The following is a 26,634-nucleotide window of genomic DNA, read 5'->3' as shown; positions in this document are numbered from 1 at the left end:
AAATCAAGCTGTTTATTCAATAGTCACTTTGTTGAACATTTCATACATTTTTGCAACGTTAGAAAAATCACTTTGGTGCTCTACCAAATTGCTTGCTGCTTGTATAAGGCTTTGTGATGCTGCGATGACGGGTGCAGAAAGCTTCGCGCTTTGGACAAGATCTAAAGCAATTCCTGTATCTTTTGCCAAAAGAGAAAGGGCAAAAGTATCTGGAAAACTACGGTTAAAAATACGTTGAGGCAATACAGCAGAAGTAACCGTGCTTTGTCCGCTCGAAGCATTAATACATTCAAATGCTTCTTGCAGATTTACACCATGTGATTTGAGTGTAGATGCTCCTTCGCATGCTGCACATAAATGGACAGCCATAAGCATATTGTTCACAGCTTTTACAGCAAACCCTGAACCTGAGTCACCGACATGTTTAATGAGCTTTCCAAGTACTTGCATAGCAGGTAGTGCTTGTTTAAAAGCAGTAGGATCTCCACCTACCATAAACGTAAGTGTTGCATTTTCTGCCCCAATAGTTTGACCACTAACAGGTGCATCTAGATATGAAACTCCTTTTTCTTGCAGCTCGATTTTTAGTTTTTTTGCACTTTCAGGGACACCGCTTGTACAGTCTACCCAAATTGCACCAGATTTAATGGAGAGTGGTTTAATTAAGGCTTCTACATCTGCACTGGTAGGTAAGCAAGAAAAAATAATATCGGCTTGAACAGCCTCTTCTAATGTTGCTACTTGTGTACCATATTGTTTTGCATGCGCTTGTGCTTTATTCGAAGTTCTGTTCCATACGAGGACTTGTGTAAAATTTTTTGGTAGGTGTGCTGCCATTCGGTAGCCCATTGCACCAAGTCCAATGAAAGAAAGAGTTTGGGTCATAATTATCTCTAGTAATTGGTTTTAGGTTATTTGAATATTATATTTTCAGTCTAATGAATTGAGTGTTTTTCAACAATCATTAAGTTATATTTATAATTTATTTCATTTTTATACACTTAAACATGAATTTTTCTAAATTAGTAAAACCTTTATTCTTTTTTACTTGACCAGCTTGTAAGTTGGCACTCACAATGAAAAGAATGTAAGTGAAGAACGCATGAGTAAAAGTGTATGAATCAAGAAGAATACGACCAATTTCAAATAGATACTTTAGCCATTAGAACAGGACACACTCGTACACACGAAGGTGAACATGGCGAACCTATCTTTTTAACCTCATCATTCGTCTATAAAAATGCACAAGAAGCTGCTGATAAATTTCAAGGTAGAGAGAAAGGAAATATTTATTCTCGTTTTACCAATCCAACAGTGAGTATGTTTGAAAAAAGACTGGCTGCATTAGATGGCGGTGAACGAGCAGTGGCGACAGGTTCTGGTATGGGAGCCATTTTAGCGATCATGATGGCGTATTTAAAAGCAGGTGATCATGTCGTATGTTCTAGAGATATTTTTGGTTCAATTGTAGGGTTATTTGATCGTTATATTGCAAAATTTGGCGTAGAAATTACGTATGTTGATTTAACAGATCTATCTCAGTGGGAAAATGCAGTACGTGCTAATACAAAGCTTTTCTTTTTAGAATCGCCTTCAAACCCATTAGCGATGATTGGGGATATTTCGGCTGTAGCAAAACTTGCCCATGCACATCATGCCCTATTAGTTGTAGATAATACATTCTGTACACCTGTACTACAGCAACCAATTAAATTTGGTGCAGATCTCGTGGTTTATTCAGCAACCAAATATATTGATGGTCAAGGGAGAGCGTTAGGTGGTGCAGTCGTTGGAAAACATGATTTGCTTGAAGAAGTTTTTGGTGTAGTTCGGACATTAGGTCCATCAATGAGTCCATTTAATGCATGGGTCTTTTTGAAAGGTTTAGAAACGTTAAAGTTACGTATGAAAGCTCACTGTGAAGGTGCACAACAAGTTGCAGATTGGTTAGAAAGTCATGACAAAGTAGAGCGTGTTTACTATTCGGGCCTTGAAAGCCATCCAGGGCATGCTTTGGCAAAATCGCAACAATCTGGCTTTGGTGGCATTGTTTCCTTTGAAGTCAAGGGTGGAAAAGATGCAGCATGGAAAGTTATCGATAGTACACAATTTATTTCTATTACAGGAAATTTAGGTGATGTAAAATCGACAATTACACATCCTGCAACAACAACGCATGGAAAACTATCTAAAGAAGCACAAGCAGCAGCAGGGATTAGCGAGGGCTTAATTCGACTTTCTGTTGGTTTAGAAGATATTCATGATATTATTCGTGACTTATCTCGTGGTTTAGATTTGATTTAAAAGTTGGAGCTTTTGGTATGAATATTAATATGCTGATGCAACAAGCGCAGCGCATGCAAAAAGATGTGGAAGCGAATGCTAAAAAGGCAAAAGAAGAGCTAGCACAAACTGAAGTTCATGCAGAAGCAGGTGGCGGTTTAGTAAAAGTAACCATGACATGTCGTCATGTGGTAAAGCGTATTGAAATTAATCCTGAATTATTACAGGATGATGCGGATATGGTTGAGGATCTGATTGCTGCTGCAATGAATGATGCTGCTCGTCAAGCAGAAGAAATTTCTGAAGCGAAAATGAAAGATGCCAATTCAGGTATGGGACTTCCTCCTGGTTTAGCAGGTTTATTCTAATTGAAAGGGGTTATGCATGTTTAGTCACAAATTTGATGACTTAGTACACGCATTACGCCGTTTGCCAAGCGTTGGGCCAAAATCGGCTCAGCGCATGGCACTTCATTTGATGATGAAAAATCGTGAAGGTGCAATGGTACTTGCAAACGCTTTAAGTGAAGCTGCTCAGCATATTCATAGTTGTTCGGTTTGCAACTCACTTACAGAAAATGATATTTGTGATATTTGTACTGCCCATAATAGAGATGATTCATTAATTTGTGTTGTTGAATCGCCTGCTGATGTTATGGCAATTGAGCAAACAGGAAGTTTTAATGGTAAGTATCATGTACTTGGTGGCCATTTATCGCCATTAGATGGAATTGGGCCAGAAGAAATAGGTATTCCTCGTTTTCTTGCACGTCTTAAAGAAGGTGTTATTGAAGAAGTAATTTTGGCAACCAATGCAACTGTAGAAGGGCAGGCTACAGCACACTACTTATTAGAAGCTTGTAAACATTTGCCAATTCGTATGTCACGAATTGCTCAAGGTGTGCCGCAAGGAGGGGAGCTTGAATACGTAGATAGTCATACACTTAGCCAAGCTGTGCATCAAAGAATGCAATTTAAATAGTTAACTTTAATTATTGATATAAAAATATACAAAAGCATCTCTTTTTTTGTATATTGACGTAATAAAAAGCAAATTTTAAGATGCAATTGAATAAAATTAGGCACAATTTCATTACAATTACTAAAATACCCCAACATGATCTATTCGCCTGAATAAGCATGCCTGTGGTGAGATTAAGAATTTTCATTAATAGCTAGGTAATCAATAAGGCATGTATCAACTTATTCAACATCAAAGTGAGCTTCTTTCTATTTTAGATAAGATGAAACCCACATCTATATATGCCTTAGATACTGAGTTTGTAAAGGTGGATACACTTTGGCCTAAATTGGGTTTATTTCAGATAAATTTAGATGGTGAAGTATATTTGCTTGATGGTGTTCATTTAGATTTAAGTCTATTTTGGCAAAAATTGATTCAAGCAAAACAAAATATTTTTCATGCTTGTAGTGAAGATGTCGATCTTTTCTATTGCTATTCTAAAATTAAACCACTCAAGAATATTTTTGATACTCAGCTTGCGATGTCATTTTTAGGACATGGTTTACAGGTAAGTTATCAAAATGCTTTGCAAATGTATTTGGGTGTAGACATAGAAAAAGATCATACACGTTCGGATTGGACAGCCAGACCGCTGAGTCAAGCACAACTGTGCTATGCTGCAAATGATGTAGAGTTTTTACCTCATTTAGCAGAAAAAATTAAACAAGAGTTGCAACATAAAAACTTGTTGGCTTATGTTGAAGAAGACTGCCAAAGCTTGGCTTATGAAATTAGTTTAGAAACACCTACCGAAGAACTCTATCGGGATGTAGGAAACTATCGTCACTCTCGTAAACAGTTAATGCAATTACAACAACTGAGTGTATGGCGAGAACAATTAGTGAAAGCACTGAATATTCCTCGCAGTTTTGTGCTTAAAAATAATGTAATGATTGAACTGGTAGAGAAAAATCCAAGGAATCAATTTCAACTTTCTCACATTAAAGGCATGCGTCCGAATATTATTCGAGAATATGGTAAAGTTATCTTAGATCTTTTACAGTTCTTACCAGAAAAAGAAGAGTGGCCTTTAAATTTGGCAAGGCCTGTAAAACAAATTTCTAAAGATATTGCCGAGCAAGTGGAAACCATTATCGAGAGAGTTTCTTTTGAAACAGGTATTCCTCGAGCAGTACTTATGAGAAAAAAATGGTTGAATGAGTTGTATCATCATGTAGTTTTTTATCATCAAGATATTAACCATTTATCTTGCTATTTGAAAGGGTGGCGCTATCCACTATTGGTTCAGCCATTATTAGAAGTTTTAAAAGCTGATAAACACAATTTGGCACAGCAAATGAAAATACGCAAATAAAGAAATTTCAGCTACAATAAATACTAGATTCAAAGTTAAAAATATGAAGAGCACTATTTATGCATTGTGATATTTATCGTTCAAGTAAAAAAGATGAAATGTACATTTATGTGACATCAAATATGAATGAAACGAAGTCAGAAGATAGCGATCCACTCGAAAATGTACCAGATGCTGTTCGTCAGGCATTTGGTCGTGCAACATTTGTAATGCATCTTGAGTTACATGAAGGGCGTAAGTTAGCACGTGCAAATGTATTACATGTAATAGATTCACTGGAGACGAAAGGATTTTTTCTTCAAATGCCTCCTGAAGGTTTAATTAATCCGAATGCTGTTGCACCAGAGGGCTTACGTGGTGCCTAATGAAAATATAGGGATTTTACATCAGGTACTTTCTGTACTTGATGTATTTCCAGAGGAAACAATAGCGATCGCCGTATATGGTGTAGGCGCATTTATTATTTTACTGTGTTGGTATTTAATGACAAAACCTTATTCAAAGTTTTGTTCTATTTCCACCTTAGTTTTGTTTGCATGTTTCTTTACGCCTACAATTTCTGAAGGTACAAATGCATTGCTATCGCCAGCAATATTTGGTTTGCTTTTTGGTGTGGTAACAAAGGATCAGGCATTAATTTGGGTAAATTCGGCTTCAATTTTGTTTGTTGTTGGTTTGGGCTTAGTTGTCGGATTCTTCTTATTAAAATTCTTACAGAATAAAAACACATAAAAAAACGCCACCTAGGTGACGTTTTATTAAGCAACCATAGTTGCCATCTTTTGCCAATACTGTGCTTTGTAGCTATCACGTTCTACACGGAAACCTTGGTTATATAACTCTGCTAAGAATAAAGCAGCCTTCCCATGACCTGCACGTGCAGCATTTTCTAAGTCGGTAACCGCATCTGAAAAGTTCATTTGCGATTGAATAGTATGTACCGCAGTTGCGTATACATTCTCTAAGTCGTGTTGAGAAAGTTGTTGAATCATATTAAGCTCCTTATTTTAATTATGATTTAGGGCATCTCATGAGCCCTATGTACTTACAATTTTAACTTCAGTTTGTTAAACAAATATTACATTTGAAAGAATTTGTCAACTAGAAAAATAAGTTTATGTAAGTATTTTTAAGTTTATTTGACTCATTACTAAATAGAATAAAAAGGTGTATAGTAAAAATATAAAGATTAAAAAAATTTAACTAACAACAGAGGGTATATAATAATGAGTACTTATACAATTGATGGATTCAACTTTGATTTGCCTTTAAATACAGAACAGATCAAAGCGCTTGCGAAGTTTCACAGAGAGCAATTGCATAACGCAGTATATCATGAAAATGAGCAAATTGGTAGCGTTGGTATTTCACAGCGCGCAAAGATCGCGGCATTCTTAACTTCTCTAGATTCACAAAGCCGTTCTCATTTTTACGACACTTATAATAACGAACTAAAAGGTCTCGCGGGATTCGATGATACCCCTGCAGACAGTCATTCACATGAGAAAGAAATGAATCCATTTATTTTATTTGTGGGGCTCGCTATTGTAGCCGTAGTTCTGTATTTTGCCTTTGTTGCTCATATCACACCAACAACCTGATTTTTTTAACATCATTATATAATTTTAAGTATTGTACTACGTGCATGATCGACTTACACTGACGTGAGTAGAGGTTGGTCATGCACAGAATCCAGAACTTTTTTCACATTTGTCGGCAAAAAACGAATTTTAATCTTTCTATACAATTACTCCCTGCTGTTGGAGTATGTTTTATTATTGGCATATTTCTTATTTTTTCAGGTATTTTACTTTCAAGTGATGTCACACAAGAGCAATACCGTGAAATTCAGACGATGGCAAAGCAAATCGACTATCCACAAACGCAGACAATGGCTTATCACTTACTTACCAATGAAGTTATTCGTAAAAATGACTATTTTCGTTTAGTAAGAGCTTATCAGTTTGAAACTAAAAATATAAAAGTCTATCCACCAGAAGGGCGTTAAGTCTGATTTATATGACCTATTTAAGTGATCATATTAAATTTATGTTAAAATTAATCTTTTAAATTATGCACTGTTTTTCAAGGGATCAGCATGCAAGAGCAAAATAATGTATCTCATAAGTTTCTAATTGATGAAGAAATTGGTGATGATGATGTCACATTACCCAATTTACCTGCTGTTGATGTCCCAATTGTAGATACAAAAAAAACCGAGCCTGTTCAAGTATCTGAAACACGATCTCCTGAACCTATAGATTCAGAGAATGAAGATAAGCCAAAAGGTGGTTTCTTCAGCCGTATGAAAGAAGGTTTGACCAAAACTAGAAAGAGTTTCACTGATGGAATGGTGAATATTCTTATTGGTGGTAAAGAGATTGATGATGAACTGCTAGAAGAAGTTGAAGAACAATTATTAGTTGCAGATATTGGTGTAGATGCAACAAAAACGATTATTGCGAATCTGACTGAGCGTACAGCACGTGGTGATCTGATTTACTCGCATGCTTTATATAAAGCGTTACAAGAAGAACTTGTGAACCTATTGGCGCCACGCGTTGAAGCACTTCAAATTGACAGCCAAAAAAATCCTTATGTTATTTTAATGGTAGGTGTAAATGGTGTAGGTAAAACGACAACCATTGGTAAGCTTGCCAAAAAGTTACAAGGTGAAGGTAAAAAGGTCATGCTTGCCGCAGGTGATACATTCCGTGCAGCAGCAACAGAGCAACTTCAAATATGGGGCGAGCGTAATGAGATCCCTGTTGTTGCCCAAGGACACGGTGCAGACAGCGCATCTGTTATTTATGATGCTTTTGAAAGTGCACGTGCTAAAGGTGTAGATGTGCTTATTGCAGATACAGCAGGGCGTTTGCATAATAAAAGCAATTTAATGGAAGAACTGAAAAAAGTAAAACGTGTAATGCAGAAAGTTGACCCAACGGCACCGCATGAAATTATGCTCGTTGTAGATGCGGGTACAGGTCAAAATGCGATCAATCAGGTGCAAGAGTTTGATCAGGCTGTAGGATTAACAGGTATTACGATTACAAAATTAGATGGTACTGCCAAAGGTGGCGTATTGTTTAATATCGCGAGTAGAACACATGTGCCAATTCGATTTATTGGTGTTGGTGAAAAAATTGATGACCTACGTCCATTTTCTGCAAAATCATTTGTTGCTGCATTGTTTGAAACAGAGAAATAGTTCACTGTAGTAACTGATTAGTCGATAAGCGTCAATAATAAATTGGCGCTTTTTTATTTTATTATTGCAAAAATAGGACACTGCGTTGATTGAATATCATATATTTATGATAGACGTTCTCTATAAAATAGTTTCTAAGAAATAGGTTCGTTTAACGACATAATATTATAGTGTGGAGAAGAAAATGTCATTTATTCAAGAAATTGAAAAACGCCGTACGATTTATGCTATTGGAAGTAATGTTCAACATTCTAACGAAGAATTAGAAGTACTTATTAAAAAAGCTATTCGTTTGAGTCCTTCTGCTTTTAATTCACAATCTTCTAGAGCCGTTATTTTATTTGATGACTCACATAAGAAGTTTTGGGAAATTGTAAGAGAAACCTTACGTCAAATTGTTCCTGAATCTGCTTTTGAGGGAACAAACAATAAGATTAGCAGTTTTGCAGCAGGCAAAGGAACGGTTTTATTTTATGAAGACCAAGATATTGTAAAAGGCCTTCAAGAGCAATTTGCAGCTTATGCCGACAATTTTCCAATTTGGTCAGAACATTCAAGTGCGATTGCCCAATTTGCTGTCTGGACTGCACTTTCTGAAGTTAATGTTGGTGCTTCATTACAGCATTATAATCCGATAGCAGATGCAGAAACAGCAAAAGCGTTTGGTGTGCCTGAAACTTGGAAACTACGTGCACAATTGGTCTTTGGTTCTATTGAAGCACCTGCTGGTGAAAAAGAATTCATGGAAGATGATGCACGCTTCAAGACATTTAAATAGAATTTTTTAGTTAATAAAAGCCAAGTATTGCCATAATGCTTGGCTTTTTATTTTATAAAAAGTATATATTTATAGTTGTAATATAAGACTTAATTTGAAAAAACGATTGTAGCTATAAAAATATTCTGTTTTAACTATAGGTCTAATTTATGTATGATTTGCTTAGTTAAAAAATTACTCCATTGGAGACTAAATAATGTTAGACCAAAATATTAAAGCACAGTTAAAAGCTTATTTAGAACGTTTAGAAAGCCCTGTTGAGCTCGTTGCATCTTTAGATGAATCTGATAAAGCAATTAAAATTAAAGAGCTAGTAACTGAGATTGCAGAGTTGTCTGATCAAGTTACTGTTCGTTTAGATGGTCAAAATGTTCGTCGTCCAAGTTTTGGTATTGCAAAAGCAGGTGAAGAACCACGTGTATATTTTGCAGGTCTTCCAATGGGACATGAATTTACATCTCTCATTTTGGCATTACTCCAAGTTTCTGGTTATGCTCCAAAGGTTTCAGATGAAATTCTAAATCAAATTAAAGGTTTAAATTTAAAAGCCAACTTTGATGTGTTTGTATCTTTAACATGTCATAACTGTCCTGACGTTGTTCAGGCACTGAATTTAATCGCCATTTATAATCCAAATACTACAGCAACGATGATTGATGGCTCTTTCTTCCAAGATGAAGTTGAAGAAAGAAAAATTATGGCCGTACCAATGGTTTTTCAAGACAATCAACACATTGGTCAAGGTCGTATGACTCTTGAAGAGATCGTTGCTAAATTGGATACTCACTCTGTTGAAAAAGAAGCTGAGAAATTAAATGCGAAAGAAGCGTTTGATGTACTCGTCGTAGGTGGGGGGCCTGCCGGCGGTACATCTGCAATCTATGCAGCTCGTAAGGGAATTAACACAGGTATTGTTGCTGAGCGCTTTGGCGGTCAGGTAATGGATACGATGGATATTGAGAACTTTACAACGGTACAGCGTACAGTTGGGCCTCAATTTACGAGTGACATGGAAAAACACGTTCGTGAATATAATGTTGATATTATGAATTTACAGCGTGTAAGCCAAATTATTGGTGCAGATCAAACAGAAAATGGACTGGTATCTGTAGAGCTAGAAAATGGTGCAAAACTTGAATCGAAATCTGTAATTCTTTCTACAGGTGCACGTTGGAGAGAGCTAAACGTTCCTGGTGAGAAAGAATACCGTACACGTGGTGTTGCATATTGTCCACACTGTGATGGCCCTTTGTTTAAAGGCAAACATGTTGCTGTTATTGGTGGTGGTAACTCGGGTGTAGAAGCTGCAATTGATTTAGCAGGTATTGTTGAGCATGTAACACTGATCGAATTTAGTGACCATTTACTTGCAGACCAAGTACTACAAGATAAATTGCACAGCTTACCTAATTCAACAGTCATTATGAGTGCTCAGACAACTGAAGTTTTAGGTGACGGTGCTCAAGTTACAGGTCTAAAATATAAAGATCGTACAACTGAAGCAGTACATTCCGTTGAACTGGCAGGTATTTTTGTCCAAATTGGTTTATTACCAAATACAGACTTCCTTAAAAATAGTGCTGTAGAACTGTCTAAACGTGGGGAAATTGTAATTAATGAACGCAATGAAACCAATGTAAAAGGTGTTTTTGCAGCAGGCGATTGTACAACTGTGCCTTATAAGCAAATTATTATAGCAACAGGTGAAGGTGCTAAAGCAGCGCTATCTGCATTTGATTATATTATTCGCTCAGGAAACTAATTCTGTGTTGCTAGAAGAGCTAAGGAGTTATTCTTTAGCTCTTTTTTTTATTTAAAATATCTTAATACAAATAATTCGATATATTTTAAAAAATTCTAGCCTATCACGTATGATGATAGGCTAGAGATTTATAGAATATTGAGTGCCTGAAACTTAACAAGTAAAGCTTCTTTTGTTTCGTAATATGAAGGATGCTGTTCTATACAGTGAATCGGGCATACTGCAATACATGTTGGATGATCGTAAAATCCCACGCATTCTGTGCAGCGTACAGGATCAATTTCGTAAATTTTCTTACCTTCTGATATTGCTGTATTGGGACATTCAGGTAAGCACATATCACAATTAATACAGTCTGTTGTAATGATTAAAGCCATGCTATTGAATGTTGTATGCCAATGATGATGAAGGTATATCATTTACACGATGGGGCAAATTTCGAATGAGAAGTGCAAACTGACAGTCTAATGTTTTTAGTGGACTTGGTATTTTTACAACATGTCCTGAGCCCTTTGCACTTTCGATCGCTTCATGTTTCCTATTTAGCATTTCTTTGAGTGTAAAGGATATATTGCCTTTTGGTGTCATAAGCTCTAATGTATCGCCAATCGTAAAACGATTCTTGACATCAATCGTGAGATATCCATCTTCATGTTGAATGACTTCACCGCAAAATTGTTGATAATCAAATTTTGAAGAACCATGAGTGTAGTTTTGATATTCACTATGCACATGACGTCTTAAAAAACCTTCTGTATATCCTCTATTTGCAAGCCCATCGAGCTGATACATAAGCTGTGTATCAAATGGTTTAGCATTTAAAGCATCATCGATCGCTTTTCGATAAATTTGAGCTGTTCGCGCGCAATAAAAATAAGATTTAGTACGACCCTCAATTTTTAATGAAGTCACTCCAATTTTTGTTAAACGCTCTACATGTTGGACTGCACGTAGGTCTTTAGAGTTCATAAAATATGTTCCATGCTCATCTTCTTCTGCTGCAAAAGCATCTTCATTGTTACGTTGTAATAAAATAGATTGTGTATTTTGAATTTCTTTTGTAGGAATGATGTCGCCTAGGTGATCTTCTTGAACATCCAATACTTTATATTCCCAACGACAAGCATTCGTACAAGCTCCTTGATTTGCATCACGCTTGTTCATATATCCTGAAAGCATGCAGCGTCCAGAATAGGCCATGCAAAGTGCGCCATGTACAAATATTTCTAACTCGATATCAGGAACATATTTTTTTATTTCTTCAATTTCTTCTATAGATAATTCACGAGATAAAATAACGCGTGTTAGTCCGTAGTTTTTCCAGAACTTAACAGTCGCCCAATTCATAGCATTGGCTTGTACAGATAAGTGTATATCTATAGTGGGAAAATTTTCACGTACAAGCATAATTAAACCAGGATCAGACATGATGAGAGCATCTGGTTTCATATCGATAACTGGCTTTAGGTCGCCAAGAAAGTTTTTTAATTTACTGTTGTGGGGCTGGATATTAACCACGACATAGAATTTTTTGCCTAAGGTATGTGCCTCCTGAATACCAATCTTTAATGTTTCATGGTCGAACTCATTATTTCTAACACGAAGGCTATAGCGGGGCTGTCCTGCATATACTGCATCGGCACCATAAGCGAAGGCATAGCGCATATTTTTAAGTGAGCCGGCAGGAGATAAAAGCTCTGTTTTCATGGTTAAAATAAAGTCTTAAAAAAAATAGGGGATTATTTTATTGCCTCTGAAGTATAGACTCAACCTAGTAAATTTGTCGGAATTTAATTTGATCGTTCTAATCATTCATTGGAGTGTTCTATTTGTTGAATTGTTCTATGTATTTCAAAGTTTCATACTTTTTACTAAGTAATAGAAATTTTAGGGTACATAAAATGAAGAGTCATTCAATACGGCAACCTGTCTTCTTTGTTTCACATGGGGGAGGGCCATGGCCATGGATGCCAGCATTAAGAAAACAATATATGCAACTCGAGCAGTCACTTTCTCAGATTCTGAAAGGTCTAACGCAACAACCTCAGGCTATCTTAATGGTTTCTGCACATTGGGAAGAGCGTATTTTCACTGTTCAAGGTGCACAACATCCAACGATGTTGTACGACTATTATGGCTTTCCTCAAGAAACCTATGCAATTGATTATCCTTCTTCAGGTCACGCCGAGCTTACGAAACGTGTTGTCGAACAATTACAAGCTGCAAATATCGATATTTCTATTGATAACTCACGTGGCTATGATCATGGCATGTTTGCACCTATGCAAGTTATTAACCCCAAAGCGGATATTCCTGTGGTTCAACTTTCATTAAAAAAAGGTTTGGATCCAATGATACATATTATATTGGGTCGGCAGTTGGCAAAATTACGTGAAGAAAATATTCTTATTATTGCAAGTGGTTTGACCTACCATAATTTATCTCAGTTTAATGCAACAGCAGAAAAAGAATCAGGTTTATTCGACACTTGGTTGAATGAAACTTTGGTGAATTATGATACGGATATACGGAATCAACGCTTAATTCATTGGGAAAATGCCCCTGCTGCACGATTTGCTCACCCCAGAGAAGAACATTTACTTCCAATTATGGTTGCGGTAGGTGCAGCAGAAAATGAACAGGCTATCAGGAATTATCATGAATCCAAATTTCTTGGTGGAATATCTGTATCAGGCTTTCAATTTGGTCACTTATGATTAGTCAAAACGATAAATATCCATTCCTAAAGTGCCCATAGAAAAGCTACTGTGTACAATACTAAAGCGATGCCCTGTACCCATAGCAAAAAATAATGGTGCAAGATGTTCTAATGTGGGATGGTTTCTCTCTAAATGAGGTAAGCTTTCCCAATTCAAGACTGCTTCAAAATCTTGTTGCTGTAGTTTTTGAACAATATAGTTTCTAAATTTAGAGGCCCAAAGCGGTGTATCTAAATGTTGTTTTTGCCAAGACAATTCTGATAGGTTATGCGTGATGCTACCCGAACCAATTAATAAGATTTGTTCTTGGCGTAATTCTGCAAGGATTTGGCCAATGGTGTATATGTCATGTGCACTTCCTGTCATTGGTAGAGAAATTTCAATAACAGGAATATCTGCATCAGGGTACATATGCAATAAAGGCATCCATACCCCGTGATCTCGGGGTCTTGTACTATTTGCATTCGCATGAATATCTGCATCCGCAAAACGAGTCAGTAAGCACTCTGAAAGCTCAATTGCACCAGGTGCAGGATAGCGAATATCATATAGTTCTTTGGGAAAACCACGAAAATCATGCCAAGTTTCAGGACGAGTTGCAGTGCTTACTTCAAGTGTTTCGCTTTCCCAGTGTGCTGACATCACAATAATTGCCACAGGTTGGGGAAGGTTTATACTTAAGCGATGTAATGCAGGACCAACTTGTTCAGGGTCAAGTGCCAACATTGGGGAACCATGTGAAATAAATAAACCTGGAAGTGTTTGTCGGTTCATGCGTATCCTTAAAAATAAATACACCCATAAGCAAATTGTTTAAGCACGATGATATGGGTGGTTGTGATTAATACTCATTGCACGATAAAGCTGTTCGATGAGCATGACACGAACAAGTGGGTGAGGCAAAGTAAGTTTTGATAATGACCAATGCCATTTTGCTGCTTGACGGACTTGATCGCTTAATCCATCGGGGCCGCCTATCGCTAAAGCAATATCTTGACCTTCTAGCATCCAATCTTCCATTGTTTGAGCCAATTTTTCAGTACTTAATTCCTTGCCATTGACCTCAAGTGCAATCAAAATTTCATTGGGCTTTAATGCCCCTAAAATGGCTTCGCCTTCGATTTGACAGTATTTAAAGATATCTGCATCTGAGTCATTTTTTCCTCGTTTTGCCATAGGTAATTCTACAAATTGGGTTTGTACAAAAGGTTGAATACGTTTGAGATAATCATTTACACCTGTAAGTACCCACAAAGGCATTTTTTGTCCAATAGTAAGGATTCTAATTTTCATAGAGAGAAAGACAGTTTGACTAAAAGCTGATAATTATAACGTGAGAAATAGAGAATCTTAAATATTTAGACCGAAGATAGATCAATTACACGATCTACAAGCTTTTTATAAAATATATGCATATTATACATTTCTTACTTAATTGTTTACAGCCTATAACATGATTATTCATTGAAGCTCTCATATTGAAGGTTAAAGTAGATCTAAAGAGTTAGACAAGGCTTTAACATGTTGAAATTTAAAAAACGTTTTTTCACTGTCACTTTACTTTGTGGTGCGACACTCATGAGCGGATTGGCTTCTGCAGATCCATGGGATCGTGGCGGAGACGATCGAGGACCAGGACCAGAAGGTCGTCAAGCTCCAATGCAGAATCAAGAGCGTCATGGTGGTCATAGAGACCGAGATGTTGGACGTAATGAACAACAAGATATGCGTGGATATCCAAATTACTACCATGCGCCTTCAGGTGGTCAATGGCAACAGGGTGGTCATATACCTAAATCATATCGGGGAAGAAACTATCGCGTAGACAATTGGCGTGATAACGGTTTACCACCACCACCAAGCGGACATCGTTGGTTACATGTAGATGGTCAATATATTTTAGTTGCAGCAGCAACAGGTGTTATAGCAAGTATTTTACTACACCATTAATTTATAGATGAGAATAAAAAGCCACTCATAAGAGTGGCTTTTTATTCTTGAGTGACTAGTGTCTAGTCACTTTGTTTTCGGTAACAGGTTTTGCCAAAGGGGTAGGTAAAGGCTTTGGCATCTCTGTCAATGCAAATGGAAGAACATCATCAATTGTTTTCACAGCTTTGATTTCTAGTCCTTCTTTAACATTATCAGGGATCTCAGCCAAGTCTCTTACATTGTCCTGAGGAATAAATACGAGCTTAATACCGCCACGATGAGCCGCTAGTAATTTCTCTTTTAATCCTCCAATACGTAGCGCGTGTCCACGTAGTGAGGTTTCACCTGTCATTGCGATATCTGCACGAATTGGTATACCTGTAAAGGCAGACACAAGTGCTGTTGTTAAAGCTAAACCTGCTGATGGTCCATCTTTAGGCGTAGCGCCTTCTGGTAAATGCACATGCACGTCTGTTTCTTCAAAACGTGTTGATTCAATACCGAGTTCGTCTGCACGTGTTCTTACAACAGTCATTGCTGCAGTAATAGATTCTTTCATTACATCGCCGAGAGAACCTGTTGTAACAAATTTTCCTTTTCCTTTAACTGCAGCGACTTCAATGGTTAATAGCTCACCACCAACAGATGTCCAAGCTAAGCCATTTACACGGCCAATTTGAGCTTCTTCTTCTGCAACGCCGTAGTCAAATTTGTGTACACCTAAAAACTCAGGTAAGTTTGACTCTGTTACATCAATATGCAGGTTTTTCGCCTTTTTACTAACTGCTTCTTTGACCACTTTTCGTGCAATCTTAGAAACTTCTCGCTCGAGGCTACGAACACCAGCTTCACGTGTATAACGACGTACAATATCTCTAATCGCTTCTTCATGTACAGTGAGTTCTTTTGGACGTAAGCCATTATCTTTCACTGCTTTTGGAACCAAATAGCGAGAAGCAATATTTACTTTTTCCTCTTCTGTATAACCTGGTAGACGAATAACTTCCATACGGTCTAGTAAGGCTTCGGGAATATTCATACTATTTGCAGTACAAATAAACATGACTTCAGATAGGTCTAAGTCTAGATCTAAATAGTGGTCGTTAAACTTACTGTTTTGTGATGGATCAAGTACTTCAAGAAGTGCAGAAGCAGGATCACCACGGTAGTCTTGAGCCATCTTATCAATTTCATCGAGTAAGAAGAGAGGATTCTTCACACCTGATTTTGTTAAAGATTGCACAATTTTTCCTGGCATCGCACCAATATATGTACGACGGTGCCCACGTATTTCTGCTTCGTCACGCACGCCACCTAATGCCATACGAATAAATTCACGGCCTGTAGCTTTAGCGATAGATTCACCAAGAGAGGTTTTACCCACACCAGGAGGACCTACTAGACAGAGTATAGGGCCACGTAATTTTTTCACACGCGATTGAACAGCTAGATATTCGACAATACGAGCTTTAACTTCATCTAAGCCGTAATGGTCTTTATCTAAAATTTCTTGTGCTTTGTTCAAGTTAATACTAACTTTGCTCGCCTTGTTCCAAGGCGTATCTAAAATAACATCTAGATAATTACGAACGACAGCAGCTTCACTTGACGCAGGTTGCATTGCCTTGAGCTTACGAAATTCAACTTCTGCCTTTTTACGAACATGTTCTGGCAGGTCTGCCTCACTAAGACGTTTTTCTAACTCAGCAACTTCATCGTCTGCACCGCCATTCATGTCTGAAAGTTCACGTTGAATAACTTTCATTTTCTCATTTAGAAAGTATTCACGTTGGTTCTTTTCCATTTGGCGTTTTACATTTTCATGTAAGTTTTGCTCAATTTGCTGTTCTTCAGACTGTTGAAGAAGGTAAGTCATCAGCTCTTTTAAGTGAGCTTCAAATAGGTCTTCTTCTAAAAAGTTCTGTTTTACAGCAATGTTCAGCGGTACACGTGTTGCTACAAAAAATAGAAGTTGTAGTAGGTCATCTATTTTATTTGCTGCTGCAATAAGTTCACGTGCATTACGCAGTTTTGCTTCTGCATATTGGGCAAATAGACCTTTAAGCTCTTGTAGGCGATCTGATTGCGCTTCTTCATCTAAGCCAACATGAATTGGGCTTGGATTATGCTGTGCAGTAAAGTGGCTTTCTTGCTCTGAAATACTTTCTAATTTTGAGCGATATAAACCTTCAATTAATACTTTAATACAGTTTTCATCATTCTCGTGATTAACAACTTGAACAATTTTTGCAACTGTACCGTATTGATATAAGTTTTCTTGGTCGATATCTTCTGTTAGGGAATCTTTTTGCGCAACTACAAATACTAAATTGTCACTGTTACGCGCCACATCAACAGCTTTAATCGATTTTTCACGACCAACAAAAAGTGCGATTTGCATGTGAGGATAAACCACCACATCTCGTAACGCTAAAAGAGGTAATTCGTTTGGAATATTTTTAAGTTCATGAGAACTTTCATTATTCATAATTTGTTCAGTCATGGGGCACTCCTAATGAGTGACAACATTGTTGCCATATATTTTTATAGTGATGCACTTTTTTTAAATTACAAGGGGAATATATTAAAAAAGACTAAAAAACTCGGGATTCGTCGAAAAAAACAACTAATTGTACCTCTTTGAGTTAAACTTATGATAATGAGATGGGGTACATAAAGCGTCAATCGGCTGATCCCATGCTCTACGTACTAATGGTGTAGAGATCAACTGAAAATCATGTGCCAAACCTACTCTATAAGGCGTGGTTGGGCAATCAGCTAAGGTTCGATCATAAAACCCACCACCCATGCCGAGTCGGGTCCCATAAGCATCGCATCCAAGCAGTGGCATAAACAATAAATCTAAGTTTTGTGTGTGAATACCTCTATGATTTTGTGGTTGATACATGCCAAGTTGATGCTTGCTAAATCGATAGTTGAGGTATTGATTCTTTGTAACTTTCACCCATGTTAAGCGTTGGTTCATTTCACATATTTTTGGAAGATACACTGTTTTTTTAAGCTTAAAACAGTATAAAAAAAAGAGACGAGTTTCAATTTCTCCAAAGGCATCTAGATATAAACCAATATGCTTTGCGTGTTGGAATTGACTGAGGTGCATGATTTTAGAGAAACATGCATATGCTGCTTGTTTTTGCTGAAAAGAGGTAAGCAATTTTCTTTGTTTTCTAAGTTGCTGTCGTATGGAATGCAGAGAAGACATAGAAAGAGACGCTATGACATAGTGAACAGATAAGTTTATACAATAAACTCATCTGCTCATATTGTAGAATATAAATTATTTCTCAGTTTTTGGTGTTGTATGAGCTTCAGAGGCAGCTTGCTGTAAGTTACCTACTTTTGCTTGAAGTTTTTGCATGATGTCTAACATTTGTTGTTGTACATCATTGACCTTTTTCTGAAGATCGGTCATTTTCTTTTCATCAGGTGTTTTTGCAATACTTTCTTGAGCAAGCTCTAGACCATAATTGTTTGATTCTACCATTTTAATGCGTAAGCTATTTACTTCAGCACTTTTGAGCGTAAGTGAAGTCAGTTCCGTATTAAAGCCATCAACAAAACTTTTCATTTTTCCAACTATGGCTTGAATTTGGTCTTCTTTACCAGATTTTTCTGCTTCCACAGCTTCTTCTTGGAATTTTACACCTTCTTGAGCTTTTTTATTAGACAGTTCTTGAAGTGCTTTTAAATCTGCTTTGATATCTGCAACATTGTCTTGGCTATATGTTGGTGTTGCTGGAGCACTTTGTTGTTGTGCTTGAGAATCATTGTGTTGAGCTGATTCTGGTTTTTTTGCACATGCACCAAGTACAAGAGTAGAAGCACAAAGTGTAGCAAGCATTAATTTTTTCATGATTCATCTATTCCATAATTTTAATACGCGACAATATAGCACTTTCACCTTCATGATGATAAGTGCTTGTATTTTGGGATTTCATTTATTTTTATGAAGAAATATATTCTGTTGTATTGATTTGTTAACAGCACCAATAAAAAAACCAGCTTTAAGCTGGTTTAATTTAGATACCATTTCAAAAATATTAAAATGGTGCCCGGGGCCGGACTCGAACCGGCACGCTTTGTGGGCGGGGGATTTTAAATCCCCTGTGTCTACCTATTTCACCACCCGGGCATGTGGCAGATAATAGATAAAATGAATGAGGAATGCAAGTAATTTGGTGCTTAAATGTAGGTATTTTATACAATTTTTATAAGATAAATCTTTCTCAAAAAATAATTAATAGAATTTTCCTATATAAAAATCGCTTATATTTATTGAAAATGAGAATTATTATATGTATCGTTTAGTTTAAATTTTGTTGCTTTTAGTTATATGAAAAACACTTCTCGATTCTCAAAGACTCTTCTGTCAGTTTCTTTACTTAGTATTACATATGCGCATGCAAATGATTCTTTAATGCTTCCTACAATTACTTCGTCTTCACAAGATGAAAATGCACAGCATTATGTCGCAAAAAGTGATATGTCGACTTTACGTAGTACACAAAAGAATCTTGATACACCGCAAACGGTGAATGTTGTACCACCTCAGTATATTAGAGACTACGAGCCAGAAAATTTGGATAATGCACTCACACAGGTGAGCGGTATTACGCAAGGAAACACCTTGGCAGGTACACAAGATACGGTTATGAAAAGAGGCTTTGGGGATAACCGTGACGGTTCAATTATGGTAAATGGTATGCCAATTGTTCAAGGGCGTATCATGAATGCGGCGGTCAGTAAAATTGAGGTGTTGAAAGGACCTGCAACATTGTTATATGGGATTATGGATCCGGGTGGGGTTGTGAATGTTGTAACTAAACAGCCCCAACAGAAACAAAGTACAGAGGTTTCTATTTATGGCTCGAGTTATGCACGTGGAAAAAATGGGGTAGGTGCAAGTGTAGATACGACAGGGCAAATTGGAACAAGTCAGTTTTCTTATCGTCTGATCGCTGACCAATCGAGAAAAGATTATTGGAGAAACTTTGGATATAATAATCAGCAGCTTATTGCACCAAGTGTTCAATGGGATAATGGTCAAACAAAGATAAATGCAAGTTATCAATATCATAAGTTCGATGTACCTTTTGATCGTTCTACTATTATTGACCGTTTTGGAACAGGTAAGGTACTTCCTATCTCAAAATATACGCGTTTAGATACAGCTTCTAATCAAATGAAAGGTGAGGATCACCTTGCTCAATTGACTTTAGATCATTATTTGAATGCAGATTGGATGCTACATGCAGGTTATAGCTATAATAAAGAATTATATGATGCGGGACAAATGAGAGCCGTACCAGGTTCTTTAAATACCACAACCCATACATTAAAACGCAGTAATGATGCCACGACAGGTGCAGAAAGTATTTCGAGTTTTGGAAATATTTATCTTAATGGTAAAGCCTCAATTTTTGGTTTACGCCATGATATTCAGATAGGTACTGAAGCATCTTATGTACAGTATTATCGTAAAGATTTATGGCGTACTGTTGCTGCTAATCAGAAAAGTATCAATTACGAGACGCTATCTGGTTCAAATGTTGTCTTACCATCTACAATTGATGCTACAGCAAGTGATCAAACCAATAACTTACACACTTATGGCTTTTACCTACAAGATTCTTTATATCTAACTGATCAATGGATTGCAGTGTTGGGCGCACGTTATACACACTGGCAACAAACTGCTGGGAAAGGTCGCCCGTTTAATGTAAACACTGATACTAACGATGGTAAATGGTTACCAAGAGCAGGTTTGGTTTATAAATTTAATGACCAAATCTCTACTTATGCTAGCTACACTGAATCATTGAAGCCAAGTTGGACGATTGCAGGATATAAAACGCAATTAAACAATGCAACCCCGCCTGAACAAGCAAAATCTTATGAAATTGGTCTCAAGTATGAGATGGATGACCGTCTTACTGCCAATTTAGCACTGTATGATATTAAGAAGACCAATATCATTGATAATGATACTTCTTTGAATATTTCAACTGCACAAGATGCCAGATCTAAAGGGGTAGAACTAGATATTTCAGGGCGTTTGACGGATAAAGTTGATGCTGTTCTAACTTATGCTTATACACATGCAAAAGTAACAGACTCTACGAATGTGACTGCGATCGGGAAATACTTGCCAAATGTTGCAAAAAATACTGCATCATTGTCGTTGTCTTACGATTATGGCCAATTTGCAAATGGACAGTTAAGATTTGGTGCAAGTAGCAATTATGTGGGCAATCGTCCAGGTGATCAGTCAAATAATTTTAAACTTCCAGACTATACTTTAGTAAATGCATTTATTAGTTATGACACATTGCTTGCTGGAAAGAATTTGAATCTGAAGTTCAATGTAAATAATTTATTTGATAAAGATTATTTTACCTCTACTACAGGTTTAGATGGAGCTGCTTACTTAAATGTATCTCGAGGCGATGCGAGAGAATTTGCACTCAGAGCAACCATGAAGTTTTAACTTATACCTAATCATAAACCAAGAATTTCTCCCTATTCTTGGTTTATTTCTATATAGGAATATATATGCTCTCATTATTACGTTATATTTTTTTAACATTTATGGTTGTTTTTATATCACAAGCCCACGCTGCACATATTATGCTGGTTTCTCAGATGAATGGTGTTGATATAAAGTCCGATCGTACGATTCAAGCATATTTACAGAAAAAGGGAAATACGGTTGATCTAGTCGATCAGTCAATTGATCCATCAAAAATTGAAAATATAGACTTAGTGCTTATTTATTCTACAGTTGCAGCTAAGAATTTAAAGATGGGATGGAAGACGTTGCCTATTCCTTTAATGACTTGGGAAAACGATTATCTTGATGATTTAGCGATGACTGGTAAACGTATTCATTCAGATTTTGGTGAAGTAGAGAAAGAAAGATATCTTTGGTTGGTAAACCAACCACATTCATTGTCTGCTCATCTAAATGCTGGTGTAGTGAATGTCTATAAGGCTCAAGCACCTATGAGTTGGGGAAAGCCAGGATTAGGTGCAATAATTATTGCTACAATTTATGGACAGCCTGAAAAACCTGCGATTTGGGGTTATGAAAAGGGGAGTACTATGGATTATGAAAGTCTAGCGCCTGCACGTCGTTTAATGTTCTTTCTAAGCAATGATACATTTAATAATTTATCTAATGAAGGTTATGTTTTATTTGATGCAGCTATAGATTGGATGCTAGAAAAATAAAAAAAACCAGCTATAAGCTGGTTAATTTTGGCACCATTTTAAGTGTTTTAAAATGGTGCCCGGGGCCGGACTCGAACCGGCACGCTTTGTGGGCGGGGGATTTTAAATCCCCTGTGTCTACCTATTTCACCACCCGGGCATGTGTGATGAATCTTAGAGAATTATATAACTAATAGCAAGAGATTATTTCTTTTGTTGCTGATGTTTTATTCAAATCGAAAATAGGTGTATAAAATAAAATCAAAATTAATAAGATAGTAAATGAATTGTTTTTTTTAATGTCTTTATAAGAAATGGTTCGTATAAAGCCCCCAAGAATTTTAAAAAGAGTATTTTAATGAATTTATTCCATGTCATTATACTGGCAATTATTCAAGGGCTTGCAGAGTTACTTCCAGTTTCAAGTTCATCTCACGTGATTTTAGCTGAAAAATTGATGGGTTTTGATCCTTCGGCACCTGAAATGACATTCTTATTGGTTATGTTACATACAGGAACGATGTTTGCAGTTATTGTTTATTTTTGGAGTTCATGGAAGAAAACATATTTTTCATCGGTACAGAACTTTAAAAAGCAAGCATTTTATATTATTGCTGCGACTGCAGTAACTGGATGCTTAGGATTGGCATTACAATCGTTTATTAAACATGTATTTTTTGGTAATGCAGAAAGTTTTGAAATTGAACACCTTTTTAGTAACTCTAAACTCATGGCAACAGCATTATTTGCTTCAGGTATTATTATCATTTTGTCATCTCGTTTAAAGCAAGATCAAAAATATGAATTAGATCTAAAAAAGGCTTCTATTATTGGAGCAGTCCAAGCGCTTTGTTTACCGTTCCGTGGTTTTTCACGTTCAGGTGCTACCATATCTACAGGATTATTGCTTGGATTATCTCGTCAGAAAGTTGAAGAATTTAGTTTTGCCTTAGCTGTTGTGCTTACACCAGTCATTATTCTTAAAGAATTTGTACGTTTATTACATACACAAGCTGGAATGCATGTACATATGAGTCAGTTCATTGTGCCTAGTTTAGTAGGAATGGTGGCAAGTTTTATTGCAGGCTTAGCCGCATTAAAATGGCTATCTTCATGGTTAGAAAGTGGACGTTGGCATTTGTTTGGAATTTATTGTATGTGTTTTGCAGTTGTTGTATTGGCATTAACCTAACAATATATTTTAAGTGGGCTATCATCACATAGCCCATTAAATTATAAAAATAAGATACAAAAAAACCAGCTTATAGCTGGTTAATTTTGGCACCATTTTAAGTGTTTTAAAATGGTGCCCGGGGCCGGACTCGAACCGGCACGCTTTGTGGGCGGGGGATTTTAAATCCCCTGTGTCTACCTATTTCACCACCCGGGCTTTACCAAGATTGGAGGCGGAGGTCGGAATCGAACCGGCGTACACGGAGTTGCAGTCCGCTGCATGACCACTCTGCCACCCCGCCATGTCTTGGTGATGCACATATTAGCAACCTTTTGAAAAAACACAATAGATAATTGTGGATATATGTTCATAAAATCAGCATATAAAATAAAATTGCTAAAATAATCATGTATTATTGCGTTATTAGTTTAAAAATGATCTGTGGAGATGCGCCGTGGCACTGGTTCTAGATGGAAAGGCATTAGCAAAAACAATTGAGAGTAACTTACTTCAACGAGTAGAGGTACTTAAGGCAAAAACTGGGCGTACTCCAATATTAGCAACAATTTTAGTTGGTGATGATGGCGCATCTGCAACATATGTACGTATGAAGGGAAATGCATGTCGTCGTGTTGGAATGGACTCATTAAAAATTGAGCTTCCTGAAAGTACAACGACTGAAGAGTTACTTGCTGAAATTGAAAAATTAAATGCTAATCCAGATGTTCATGGTATTTTATTGCAACATCCCGTGCCTGCACAAATTGATGAGCGTGCATGCTTTGATGCTATTCGTTTAGAAAAAGATGTCGATGGCGTGACTTGTCTCGGTTTTGGTCGTATGGCAATGGGAGAGTCTGCATATGGTTCTGCTACACCTGCAGGAATTATGACAATTCTTCAAGAAAATAATATTGAGATTTCAGGAAAGCATGCGGTAGTGGTTGGTCGTTCTGCTATTTTGGGTAAGCCTATGGCAATGATGCTTTTACAGGCCAATGCAACTGTTACAATCTGTCATTCTCGTACTCAGAATTTAGCTGAACTTGTAAAACAAGCAGACATTATTGTAGGTGCTGTAGGTAAAGCAGAGCTTATTCAGAAAGACTGGATTAAGCAAGGTGCTGTTGTAGTTGACGCTGGATTCCATCCTCGTGAAAATGGTGGTGTAGGTGATATTCAGTTGGCTGGTATCGAAGAGATCGCTTCTGCTTACACTCCAGTACCTGGTGGTGTTGGACCAATGACGATTACTACATTGATCCGTCAAACTGTAGAAGCTGCTGAGAAAGCATTGGCTTAAACGGTTGATTTCATAAAAAGCACAGCAAAGCTGTGCTTTTTATTTAGGAGTACATTGATAACGTACGACAGTTAAGGTATTAGGATGTGTACCTAATGCTGTGCGTGAAGCCATATTGTTGTCGCCTGTATTGGTGTTAGCAAGTCCAAAAGTTGTTTTGCTATGTCCAATATTAATACCGTTAGATGGGTTTGTATTGGCAGGGTTAATAATTTCATCTGTACTTAGAATTTTTACATTGTAGCTTTGGTTTTGACCTAAAGTTTTCTTACACGCATTTTCAAGTTTAGTTTGATTAAATGCATGATTTGGTTGTACCGCTAAAGTGTAGCTAATAATCGCACTATTATTTGTTTTGCTCTCTAATTGATAGCCTGCATTACCATTGTATTTTTGAGGTACATTTTGGCAAGCTGTAAGAGAGAGTAAGGCAATTGATGAAGTTGTAAATATTAATTTTTTCATCATAAGTTTTCCATATCTATTGTTGTAGGACGTGAAAGCATATTAAGCTTAAATATTTAAATTTTCTATAGAGATATTATAAAAATGGCCACGATAATGTGGCCATAATTTACTGCTATATGTTTAAAATATTAAGCATATATATTTTCTTTTAATTTTTCTAACAAAGTTTGCTGTCTTTTGATTAAAGCTTGTGGAAGTTTATGACCTAGCTTCTCAAAAAGCGCATGATGGCTTTCAACTTCTTGAATCCAAAGCGCTTGATCAAGATCGGTCACTTGTTCAAATTGTTCTTCAGAAAAGTTGCTTCCAGTCCAATTTAGATCTTCGTATTCTGGAACTAGTCCAATTGGTGTTTCAGTTGCATTCGCTTGACCTTCACAACGTTGAATAATCCATTCGAGTACACGCATGTTTTGACCAAAACCAGGCCAGATGAAATTGCCTTGATCATCACGACGGAACCAGTTTACATTAAATATTTTTGGAACTTTCGTCCCATGAATTTTCGTTTGTTTTTCTAGTTGATCGCCGATTTGTAACCAGTGGTCAAAGTAATCCGCCATGTTGTATCCTGTAAATGGCAACATAGCAAATGGGTCACGACGTACAACACCTTGTTGTCCGACGGCTGCTGCAGTTGTTTCAGAACCCATAGTGGCTGCTTTGTATACACCATCAACCCAGTCAAATGCCTCTGAAACTAAAGGAATGGTATCAGCTCTACGGCCACCAAAAATAAAGGCAGAAATTGGTACACCCGCTGGATTTTCCCAGTCGGCATCAATGGATGGGCATTGCGATGCAGAAACTGTAAAACGAGCATTTGGATGTGCGGCTTTTTCACCGTCTTGATGTGGTTGACCTTTCCAATTTGTTAGATTATTAGGTGCTTCTTTGGTAAGACCTTCCCACCATACTTCACCTATATCAGATACAGCAACATTGGTATAAATCACATCCTTATGTAAGGTTGCCATACAGTTTGGATTAGTTTTTGTATTTGTACCTGGTGCAACGCCAAAGAAACCCGCTTCAGGATTAATCGCGTAGAGTTGACCATCTTCACTTGGTTTAATCCAAGCAATATCATCCCCAACGGTTTCTATTTTCCAGCCATTATATTCTTTTGGTGGAATAAGCATCGCAAAGTTTGTTTTACCACAAGCAGATGGAAAAGCTGCTGCAATATAATGCTTTTTACCTTGAGGGTTGGTGATGCCTAGTATAAGCATATGTTCTGCAAGCCAACCTTGTTCACGCCCCATAACGGATGCAATACGTAATGCAAGACATTTTTTGCCAAGTAATGCATTTCCACCATAGCCAGAACCAAAAGACCAGATTTCTCGTGTTTCAGGGTAGTGGACAATGTACTTTTCTTTATTGCACGGCCATGCAACATCTTTTTGATTTTGAGTAAGTGGCATTCCTACAC

The 26,634-nt window shown here is 37.0% G+C and carries 28 protein-coding genes and 4 tRNA genes; 17 read left to right on the top strand and 15 right to left on the bottom strand.

Annotated elements, in window-relative coordinates:
• Positions 1-12: 12 nt before the first annotated feature.
• Positions 13-885 carry an NAD(P)-dependent oxidoreductase gene (locus tag I2F23_RS04105; protein ID WP_195771295.1) on the bottom strand — a complete coding sequence of 291 codons (873 nt, stop codon included), beginning with the start codon at positions 883-885 and terminating at the stop codon, positions 13-15.
• Between the two features lie 231 nt (positions 886-1,116).
• On the opposite strand from I2F23_RS04105, the gene I2F23_RS04100 reads away from it, so the two are divergent.
• The 6 genes from I2F23_RS04100 (at position 1,117) to I2F23_RS04075 (ending at position 5,353) form a co-directional block, all read left to right on the top strand.
• On the top strand, positions 1,117-2,304 hold the full coding sequence (locus I2F23_RS04100; RefSeq protein WP_195771294.1) for an O-succinylhomoserine sulfhydrylase: 1,188 nt from the start codon (positions 1,117-1,119) through the stop codon (positions 2,302-2,304).
• Positions 2,305-2,321: 17 nt separating this feature from the next.
• Positions 2,322-2,651 carry a YbaB/EbfC family nucleoid-associated protein gene (locus I2F23_RS04095; protein ID WP_195771293.1) on the top strand — a complete coding sequence of 110 codons (330 nt, stop codon included), beginning with the start codon at positions 2,322-2,324 and terminating at the stop codon, positions 2,649-2,651.
• 16 nt (positions 2,652-2,667) lie between these two features.
• Positions 2,668-3,264, top strand: coding sequence for a recombination mediator RecR (gene recR / locus I2F23_RS04090; RefSeq protein WP_195771292.1), 597 nt, complete (start codon positions 2,668-2,670; stop codon positions 3,262-3,264).
• Between the two features lie 211 nt (positions 3,265-3,475).
• Entirely contained in the window at positions 3,476-4,621 is a 1,146-nt protein-coding gene (locus I2F23_RS04085) for a ribonuclease D (protein WP_195771291.1), read from the top strand.
• A 59-nt stretch (positions 4,622-4,680) separates the two neighbouring features.
• Positions 4,681-4,986: a YcgL domain-containing protein gene (locus tag I2F23_RS04080; RefSeq protein WP_195771290.1), complete on the top strand. Its 306-nt coding sequence runs from the start codon at positions 4,681-4,683 to the stop codon at positions 4,984-4,986.
• Complete coding sequence (locus I2F23_RS04075; RefSeq protein ID WP_407647994.1) at positions 4,979-5,353, top strand: hypothetical protein; 375 nt, start codon at positions 4,979-4,981, stop codon at positions 5,351-5,353. Before I2F23_RS04080 ends, I2F23_RS04075 begins: the two co-directional genes overlap by 8 nt.
• Positions 5,354-5,379: 26 nt before the next feature.
• Here I2F23_RS04075 and I2F23_RS04070 read toward each other — a convergent pair whose 3' ends face one another.
• Positions 5,380-5,613 (bottom strand): hypothetical protein, encoded by a 234-nt coding sequence (locus I2F23_RS04070; protein WP_195771288.1) that lies wholly within the window; start codon positions 5,611-5,613, stop codon positions 5,380-5,382.
• Between the two features lie 234 nt (positions 5,614-5,847).
• Between I2F23_RS04070 and I2F23_RS04065 the strand changes: the two genes are divergently transcribed.
• The 5 genes from I2F23_RS04065 to ahpF all read left to right on the top strand — a co-directional run bounded on the left by I2F23_RS04065 (position 5,848) and on the right by ahpF (position 10,372).
• On the top strand, positions 5,848-6,222 hold the full coding sequence (locus I2F23_RS04065) for a hypothetical protein (RefSeq protein ID WP_195771287.1): 375 nt from the start codon (positions 5,848-5,850) through the stop codon (positions 6,220-6,222).
• 80 nt (positions 6,223-6,302) lie between these two features.
• Positions 6,303-6,629, top strand: coding sequence for a hypothetical protein (locus I2F23_RS04060; protein ID WP_195771286.1), 327 nt, complete (start codon positions 6,303-6,305; stop codon positions 6,627-6,629).
• Positions 6,630-6,719: 90 nt separating this feature from the next.
• Positions 6,720-7,832 (top strand): signal recognition particle-docking protein FtsY, encoded by a 1,113-nt coding sequence (ftsY, locus tag I2F23_RS04055; protein ID WP_195771285.1) that lies wholly within the window; start codon positions 6,720-6,722, stop codon positions 7,830-7,832.
• A 184-nt stretch (positions 7,833-8,016) separates the two neighbouring features.
• Complete coding sequence (locus tag I2F23_RS04050) at positions 8,017-8,610, top strand: nitroreductase family protein (protein ID WP_195771284.1); 594 nt, start codon at positions 8,017-8,019, stop codon at positions 8,608-8,610.
• 196 nt (positions 8,611-8,806) lie between these two features.
• A complete protein-coding gene (ahpF, locus tag I2F23_RS04045; RefSeq protein ID WP_195771283.1) occupies positions 8,807-10,372 on the top strand; it encodes an alkyl hydroperoxide reductase subunit F in 1,566 nt (521 codons plus the stop codon).
• Between the two features lie 128 nt (positions 10,373-10,500).
• Here the strand turns inward: ahpF and I2F23_RS04040 are convergent, their stop codons facing one another.
• Together I2F23_RS04040 and trhP are read right to left on the bottom strand one after the other, a co-directional pair.
• Positions 10,501-10,749, bottom strand: a complete 249-nt coding sequence (locus tag I2F23_RS04040) for a YfhL family 4Fe-4S dicluster ferredoxin (protein ID WP_195771282.1) — start codon at positions 10,747-10,749, stop codon at positions 10,501-10,503.
• Position 10,750: 1 nt separating this feature from the next.
• Positions 10,751-12,079: a prephenate-dependent tRNA uridine(34) hydroxylase TrhP gene (trhP, locus tag I2F23_RS04035; RefSeq protein WP_195771281.1), complete on the bottom strand. Its 1,329-nt coding sequence runs from the start codon at positions 12,077-12,079 to the stop codon at positions 10,751-10,753.
• Between the two features lie 194 nt (positions 12,080-12,273).
• On the opposite strand from trhP, the gene I2F23_RS04030 reads away from it, so the two are divergent.
• Positions 12,274-13,089 (top strand): DODA-type extradiol aromatic ring-opening family dioxygenase, encoded by an 816-nt coding sequence (locus I2F23_RS04030; RefSeq protein ID WP_195771280.1) that lies wholly within the window; start codon positions 12,274-12,276, stop codon positions 13,087-13,089.
• Here the strand turns inward: I2F23_RS04030 and I2F23_RS04025 are convergent, their stop codons facing one another.
• Both I2F23_RS04025 and rlmH read right to left on the bottom strand, forming a co-directional pair.
• A complete protein-coding gene (locus I2F23_RS04025; RefSeq protein WP_195771279.1) occupies positions 13,090-13,866 on the bottom strand; it encodes a dioxygenase family protein in 777 nt (258 codons plus the stop codon).
• Between the two features lie 39 nt (positions 13,867-13,905).
• The gene (gene rlmH / locus I2F23_RS04020) at positions 13,906-14,385 is read right to left on the bottom strand and encodes a 23S rRNA (pseudouridine(1915)-N(3))-methyltransferase RlmH (RefSeq protein ID WP_195771278.1); all 480 of its coding nucleotides are present in this window, start codon (positions 14,383-14,385) and stop codon (positions 13,906-13,908) included.
• Between the two features lie 228 nt (positions 14,386-14,613).
• On the opposite strand from rlmH, the gene I2F23_RS04015 reads away from it, so the two are divergent.
• Complete coding sequence (locus tag I2F23_RS04015; RefSeq protein ID WP_195771277.1) at positions 14,614-15,042, top strand: RcnB family protein; 429 nt, start codon at positions 14,614-14,616, stop codon at positions 15,040-15,042.
• Positions 15,043-15,097: 55 nt separating this feature from the next.
• On the opposite strand, the gene lon is transcribed toward I2F23_RS04015, so the two are convergent.
• From lon to I2F23_RS03995, 4 genes are all read right to left on the bottom strand, one after another.
• Positions 15,098-17,527, bottom strand: coding sequence for an endopeptidase La (gene lon / locus I2F23_RS04010; protein ID WP_195771276.1), 2,430 nt, complete (start codon positions 17,525-17,527; stop codon positions 15,098-15,100).
• Positions 17,528-17,650: 123 nt separating this feature from the next.
• Entirely contained in the window at positions 17,651-18,247 is a 597-nt protein-coding gene (locus tag I2F23_RS04005; protein WP_195771275.1) for a 5-formyltetrahydrofolate cyclo-ligase, read from the bottom strand.
• 75 nt (positions 18,248-18,322) lie between these two features.
• Positions 18,323-18,898, bottom strand: a complete 576-nt coding sequence (locus I2F23_RS04000) for a hypothetical protein (protein WP_195771274.1) — start codon at positions 18,896-18,898, stop codon at positions 18,323-18,325.
• A gap of 193 nt (positions 18,899-19,091) precedes the next feature.
• Positions 19,092-19,177: transfer RNA gene (locus tag I2F23_RS03995), tRNA-Leu, on the bottom strand.
• Between the two features lie 201 nt (positions 19,178-19,378).
• Between I2F23_RS03995 and I2F23_RS03990 the strand changes: the two genes are divergently transcribed.
• Positions 19,379-21,532: a TonB-dependent siderophore receptor gene (locus I2F23_RS03990; protein WP_195771273.1), complete on the top strand. Its 2,154-nt coding sequence runs from the start codon at positions 19,379-19,381 to the stop codon at positions 21,530-21,532.
• A gap of 101 nt (positions 21,533-21,633) precedes the next feature.
• Positions 21,634-22,275 carry a hypothetical protein gene (locus I2F23_RS03985; RefSeq protein WP_228285396.1) on the top strand — a complete coding sequence of 214 codons (642 nt, stop codon included), beginning with the start codon at positions 21,634-21,636 and terminating at the stop codon, positions 22,273-22,275.
• Positions 22,276-22,328: 53 nt separating this feature from the next.
• Here I2F23_RS03985 and I2F23_RS03980 read toward each other — a convergent pair.
• Positions 22,329-22,414: transfer RNA gene (locus I2F23_RS03980), tRNA-Leu, on the bottom strand.
• A gap of 198 nt (positions 22,415-22,612) precedes the next feature.
• Here I2F23_RS03980 and I2F23_RS03975 point away from each other — a divergent pair.
• A complete protein-coding gene (locus I2F23_RS03975) occupies positions 22,613-23,446 on the top strand; it encodes an undecaprenyl-diphosphate phosphatase (RefSeq protein WP_195771271.1) in 834 nt (277 codons plus the stop codon).
• Positions 23,447-23,558: 112 nt separating this feature from the next.
• Here I2F23_RS03975 and I2F23_RS03970 read toward each other — a convergent pair.
• Positions 23,559-23,644 (bottom strand) — tRNA-Leu (locus tag I2F23_RS03970).
• 11 nt (positions 23,645-23,655) lie between these two features.
• A tRNA-Cys gene (locus tag I2F23_RS03965) sits at positions 23,656-23,729 on the bottom strand.
• A 153-nt stretch (positions 23,730-23,882) separates the two neighbouring features.
• On the opposite strand from I2F23_RS03965, the gene folD reads away from it, so the two are divergent.
• Positions 23,883-24,731 carry a bifunctional methylenetetrahydrofolate dehydrogenase/methenyltetrahydrofolate cyclohydrolase FolD gene (gene folD, locus I2F23_RS03960; protein WP_195771270.1) on the top strand — a complete coding sequence of 283 codons (849 nt, stop codon included), beginning with the start codon at positions 23,883-23,885 and terminating at the stop codon, positions 24,729-24,731.
• 39 nt (positions 24,732-24,770) lie between these two features.
• On the opposite strand, the gene I2F23_RS03955 is transcribed toward folD, so the two are convergent.
• Together I2F23_RS03955 and I2F23_RS03950 are read right to left on the bottom strand one after the other, a co-directional pair.
• Positions 24,771-25,199, bottom strand: coding sequence for a hypothetical protein (locus tag I2F23_RS03955; RefSeq protein WP_195771269.1), 429 nt, complete (start codon positions 25,197-25,199; stop codon positions 24,771-24,773).
• Positions 25,200-25,327: 128 nt separating this feature from the next.
• Positions 25,328-26,634, bottom strand: a 1,307-nt coding sequence (locus I2F23_RS03950; protein WP_195771268.1) for a phosphoenolpyruvate carboxykinase (GTP), incomplete at its 5' end; no start/stop codon positions are given.

This window comes from Acinetobacter pollinis, from assembly GCF_015627175.1.
In the GTDB taxonomy this organism is placed as follows: Bacteria; Pseudomonadota; Gammaproteobacteria; order Pseudomonadales; family Moraxellaceae; genus Acinetobacter; species Acinetobacter pollinis.
Note: the sequence above shows the minus strand (reverse complement) of the source record. Positions and strands in the feature narration are given on the sequence as shown.

What these genes read in the sequence shown, in the direction of transcription:
- I2F23_RS04065 (WP_195771287.1), top strand. Translation starts at nt 5,848, where the DNA reads ATGAGTACTTATACAATTGATGGATTCAACTTTGATTTGCCTTTAAAT.
- I2F23_RS03985 (WP_228285396.1), top strand. Translation starts at nt 21,634, where the DNA reads ATGGTTGTTTTTATATCACAAGCCCACGCTGCACATATTATGCTGGTT.
- I2F23_RS04105 (WP_195771295.1), bottom strand. Translation starts at nt 885, where the DNA reads ATGACCCAAACTCTTTCTTTCATTGGACTTGGTGCAATGGGCTACCGA.
- rlmH (WP_195771278.1), bottom strand. Translation starts at nt 14,385, where the DNA reads ATGAAAATTAGAATCCTTACTATTGGACAAAAAATGCCTTTGTGGGTA.
- I2F23_RS03990 (WP_195771273.1), top strand. Translation starts at nt 19,379, where the DNA reads ATGAAAAACACTTCTCGATTCTCAAAGACTCTTCTGTCAGTTTCTTTA.
- lon (WP_195771276.1), bottom strand. Translation starts at nt 17,527, where the DNA reads ATGACTGAACAAATTATGAATAATGAAAGTTCTCATGAACTTAAAAAT.
- I2F23_RS04070 (WP_195771288.1), bottom strand. Translation starts at nt 5,613, where the DNA reads ATGATTCAACAACTTTCTCAACACGACTTAGAGAATGTATACGCAACT.
- I2F23_RS04080 (WP_195771290.1), top strand. Translation starts at nt 4,681, where the DNA reads ATGCATTGTGATATTTATCGTTCAAGTAAAAAAGATGAAATGTACATT.
- I2F23_RS04095 (WP_195771293.1), top strand. Translation starts at nt 2,322, where the DNA reads ATGAATATTAATATGCTGATGCAACAAGCGCAGCGCATGCAAAAAGAT.
- I2F23_RS04015 (WP_195771277.1), top strand. Translation starts at nt 14,614, where the DNA reads ATGTTGAAATTTAAAAAACGTTTTTTCACTGTCACTTTACTTTGTGGT.
- I2F23_RS04000 (WP_195771274.1), bottom strand. Translation starts at nt 18,898, where the DNA reads ATGAAAAAATTAATGCTTGCTACACTTTGTGCTTCTACTCTTGTACTT.
- I2F23_RS04030 (WP_195771280.1), top strand. Translation starts at nt 12,274, where the DNA reads ATGAAGAGTCATTCAATACGGCAACCTGTCTTCTTTGTTTCACATGGG.
- I2F23_RS03955 (WP_195771269.1), bottom strand. Translation starts at nt 25,199, where the DNA reads ATGATGAAAAAATTAATATTTACAACTTCATCAATTGCCTTACTCTCT.
- ftsY (WP_195771285.1), top strand. Translation starts at nt 6,720, where the DNA reads ATGCAAGAGCAAAATAATGTATCTCATAAGTTTCTAATTGATGAAGAA.
- I2F23_RS04100 (WP_195771294.1), top strand. Translation starts at nt 1,117, where the DNA reads ATGAATCAAGAAGAATACGACCAATTTCAAATAGATACTTTAGCCATT.
- I2F23_RS04025 (WP_195771279.1), bottom strand. Translation starts at nt 13,866, where the DNA reads ATGAACCGACAAACACTTCCAGGTTTATTTATTTCACATGGTTCCCCA.
- I2F23_RS04040 (WP_195771282.1), bottom strand. Translation starts at nt 10,749, where the DNA reads ATGGCTTTAATCATTACAACAGACTGTATTAATTGTGATATGTGCTTA.
- recR (WP_195771292.1), top strand. Translation starts at nt 2,668, where the DNA reads ATGTTTAGTCACAAATTTGATGACTTAGTACACGCATTACGCCGTTTG.
- I2F23_RS04085 (WP_195771291.1), top strand. Translation starts at nt 3,476, where the DNA reads ATGTATCAACTTATTCAACATCAAAGTGAGCTTCTTTCTATTTTAGAT.
- I2F23_RS04060 (WP_195771286.1), top strand. Translation starts at nt 6,303, where the DNA reads ATGCACAGAATCCAGAACTTTTTTCACATTTGTCGGCAAAAAACGAAT.
- I2F23_RS04005 (WP_195771275.1), bottom strand. Translation starts at nt 18,247, where the DNA reads ATGTCTTCTCTGCATTCCATACGACAGCAACTTAGAAAACAAAGAAAA.
- trhP (WP_195771281.1), bottom strand. Translation starts at nt 12,079, where the DNA reads ATGAAAACAGAGCTTTTATCTCCTGCCGGCTCACTTAAAAATATGCGC.
- ahpF (WP_195771283.1), top strand. Translation starts at nt 8,807, where the DNA reads ATGTTAGACCAAAATATTAAAGCACAGTTAAAAGCTTATTTAGAACGT.
- I2F23_RS04050 (WP_195771284.1), top strand. Translation starts at nt 8,017, where the DNA reads ATGTCATTTATTCAAGAAATTGAAAAACGCCGTACGATTTATGCTATT.
- I2F23_RS03975 (WP_195771271.1), top strand. Translation starts at nt 22,613, where the DNA reads ATGAATTTATTCCATGTCATTATACTGGCAATTATTCAAGGGCTTGCA.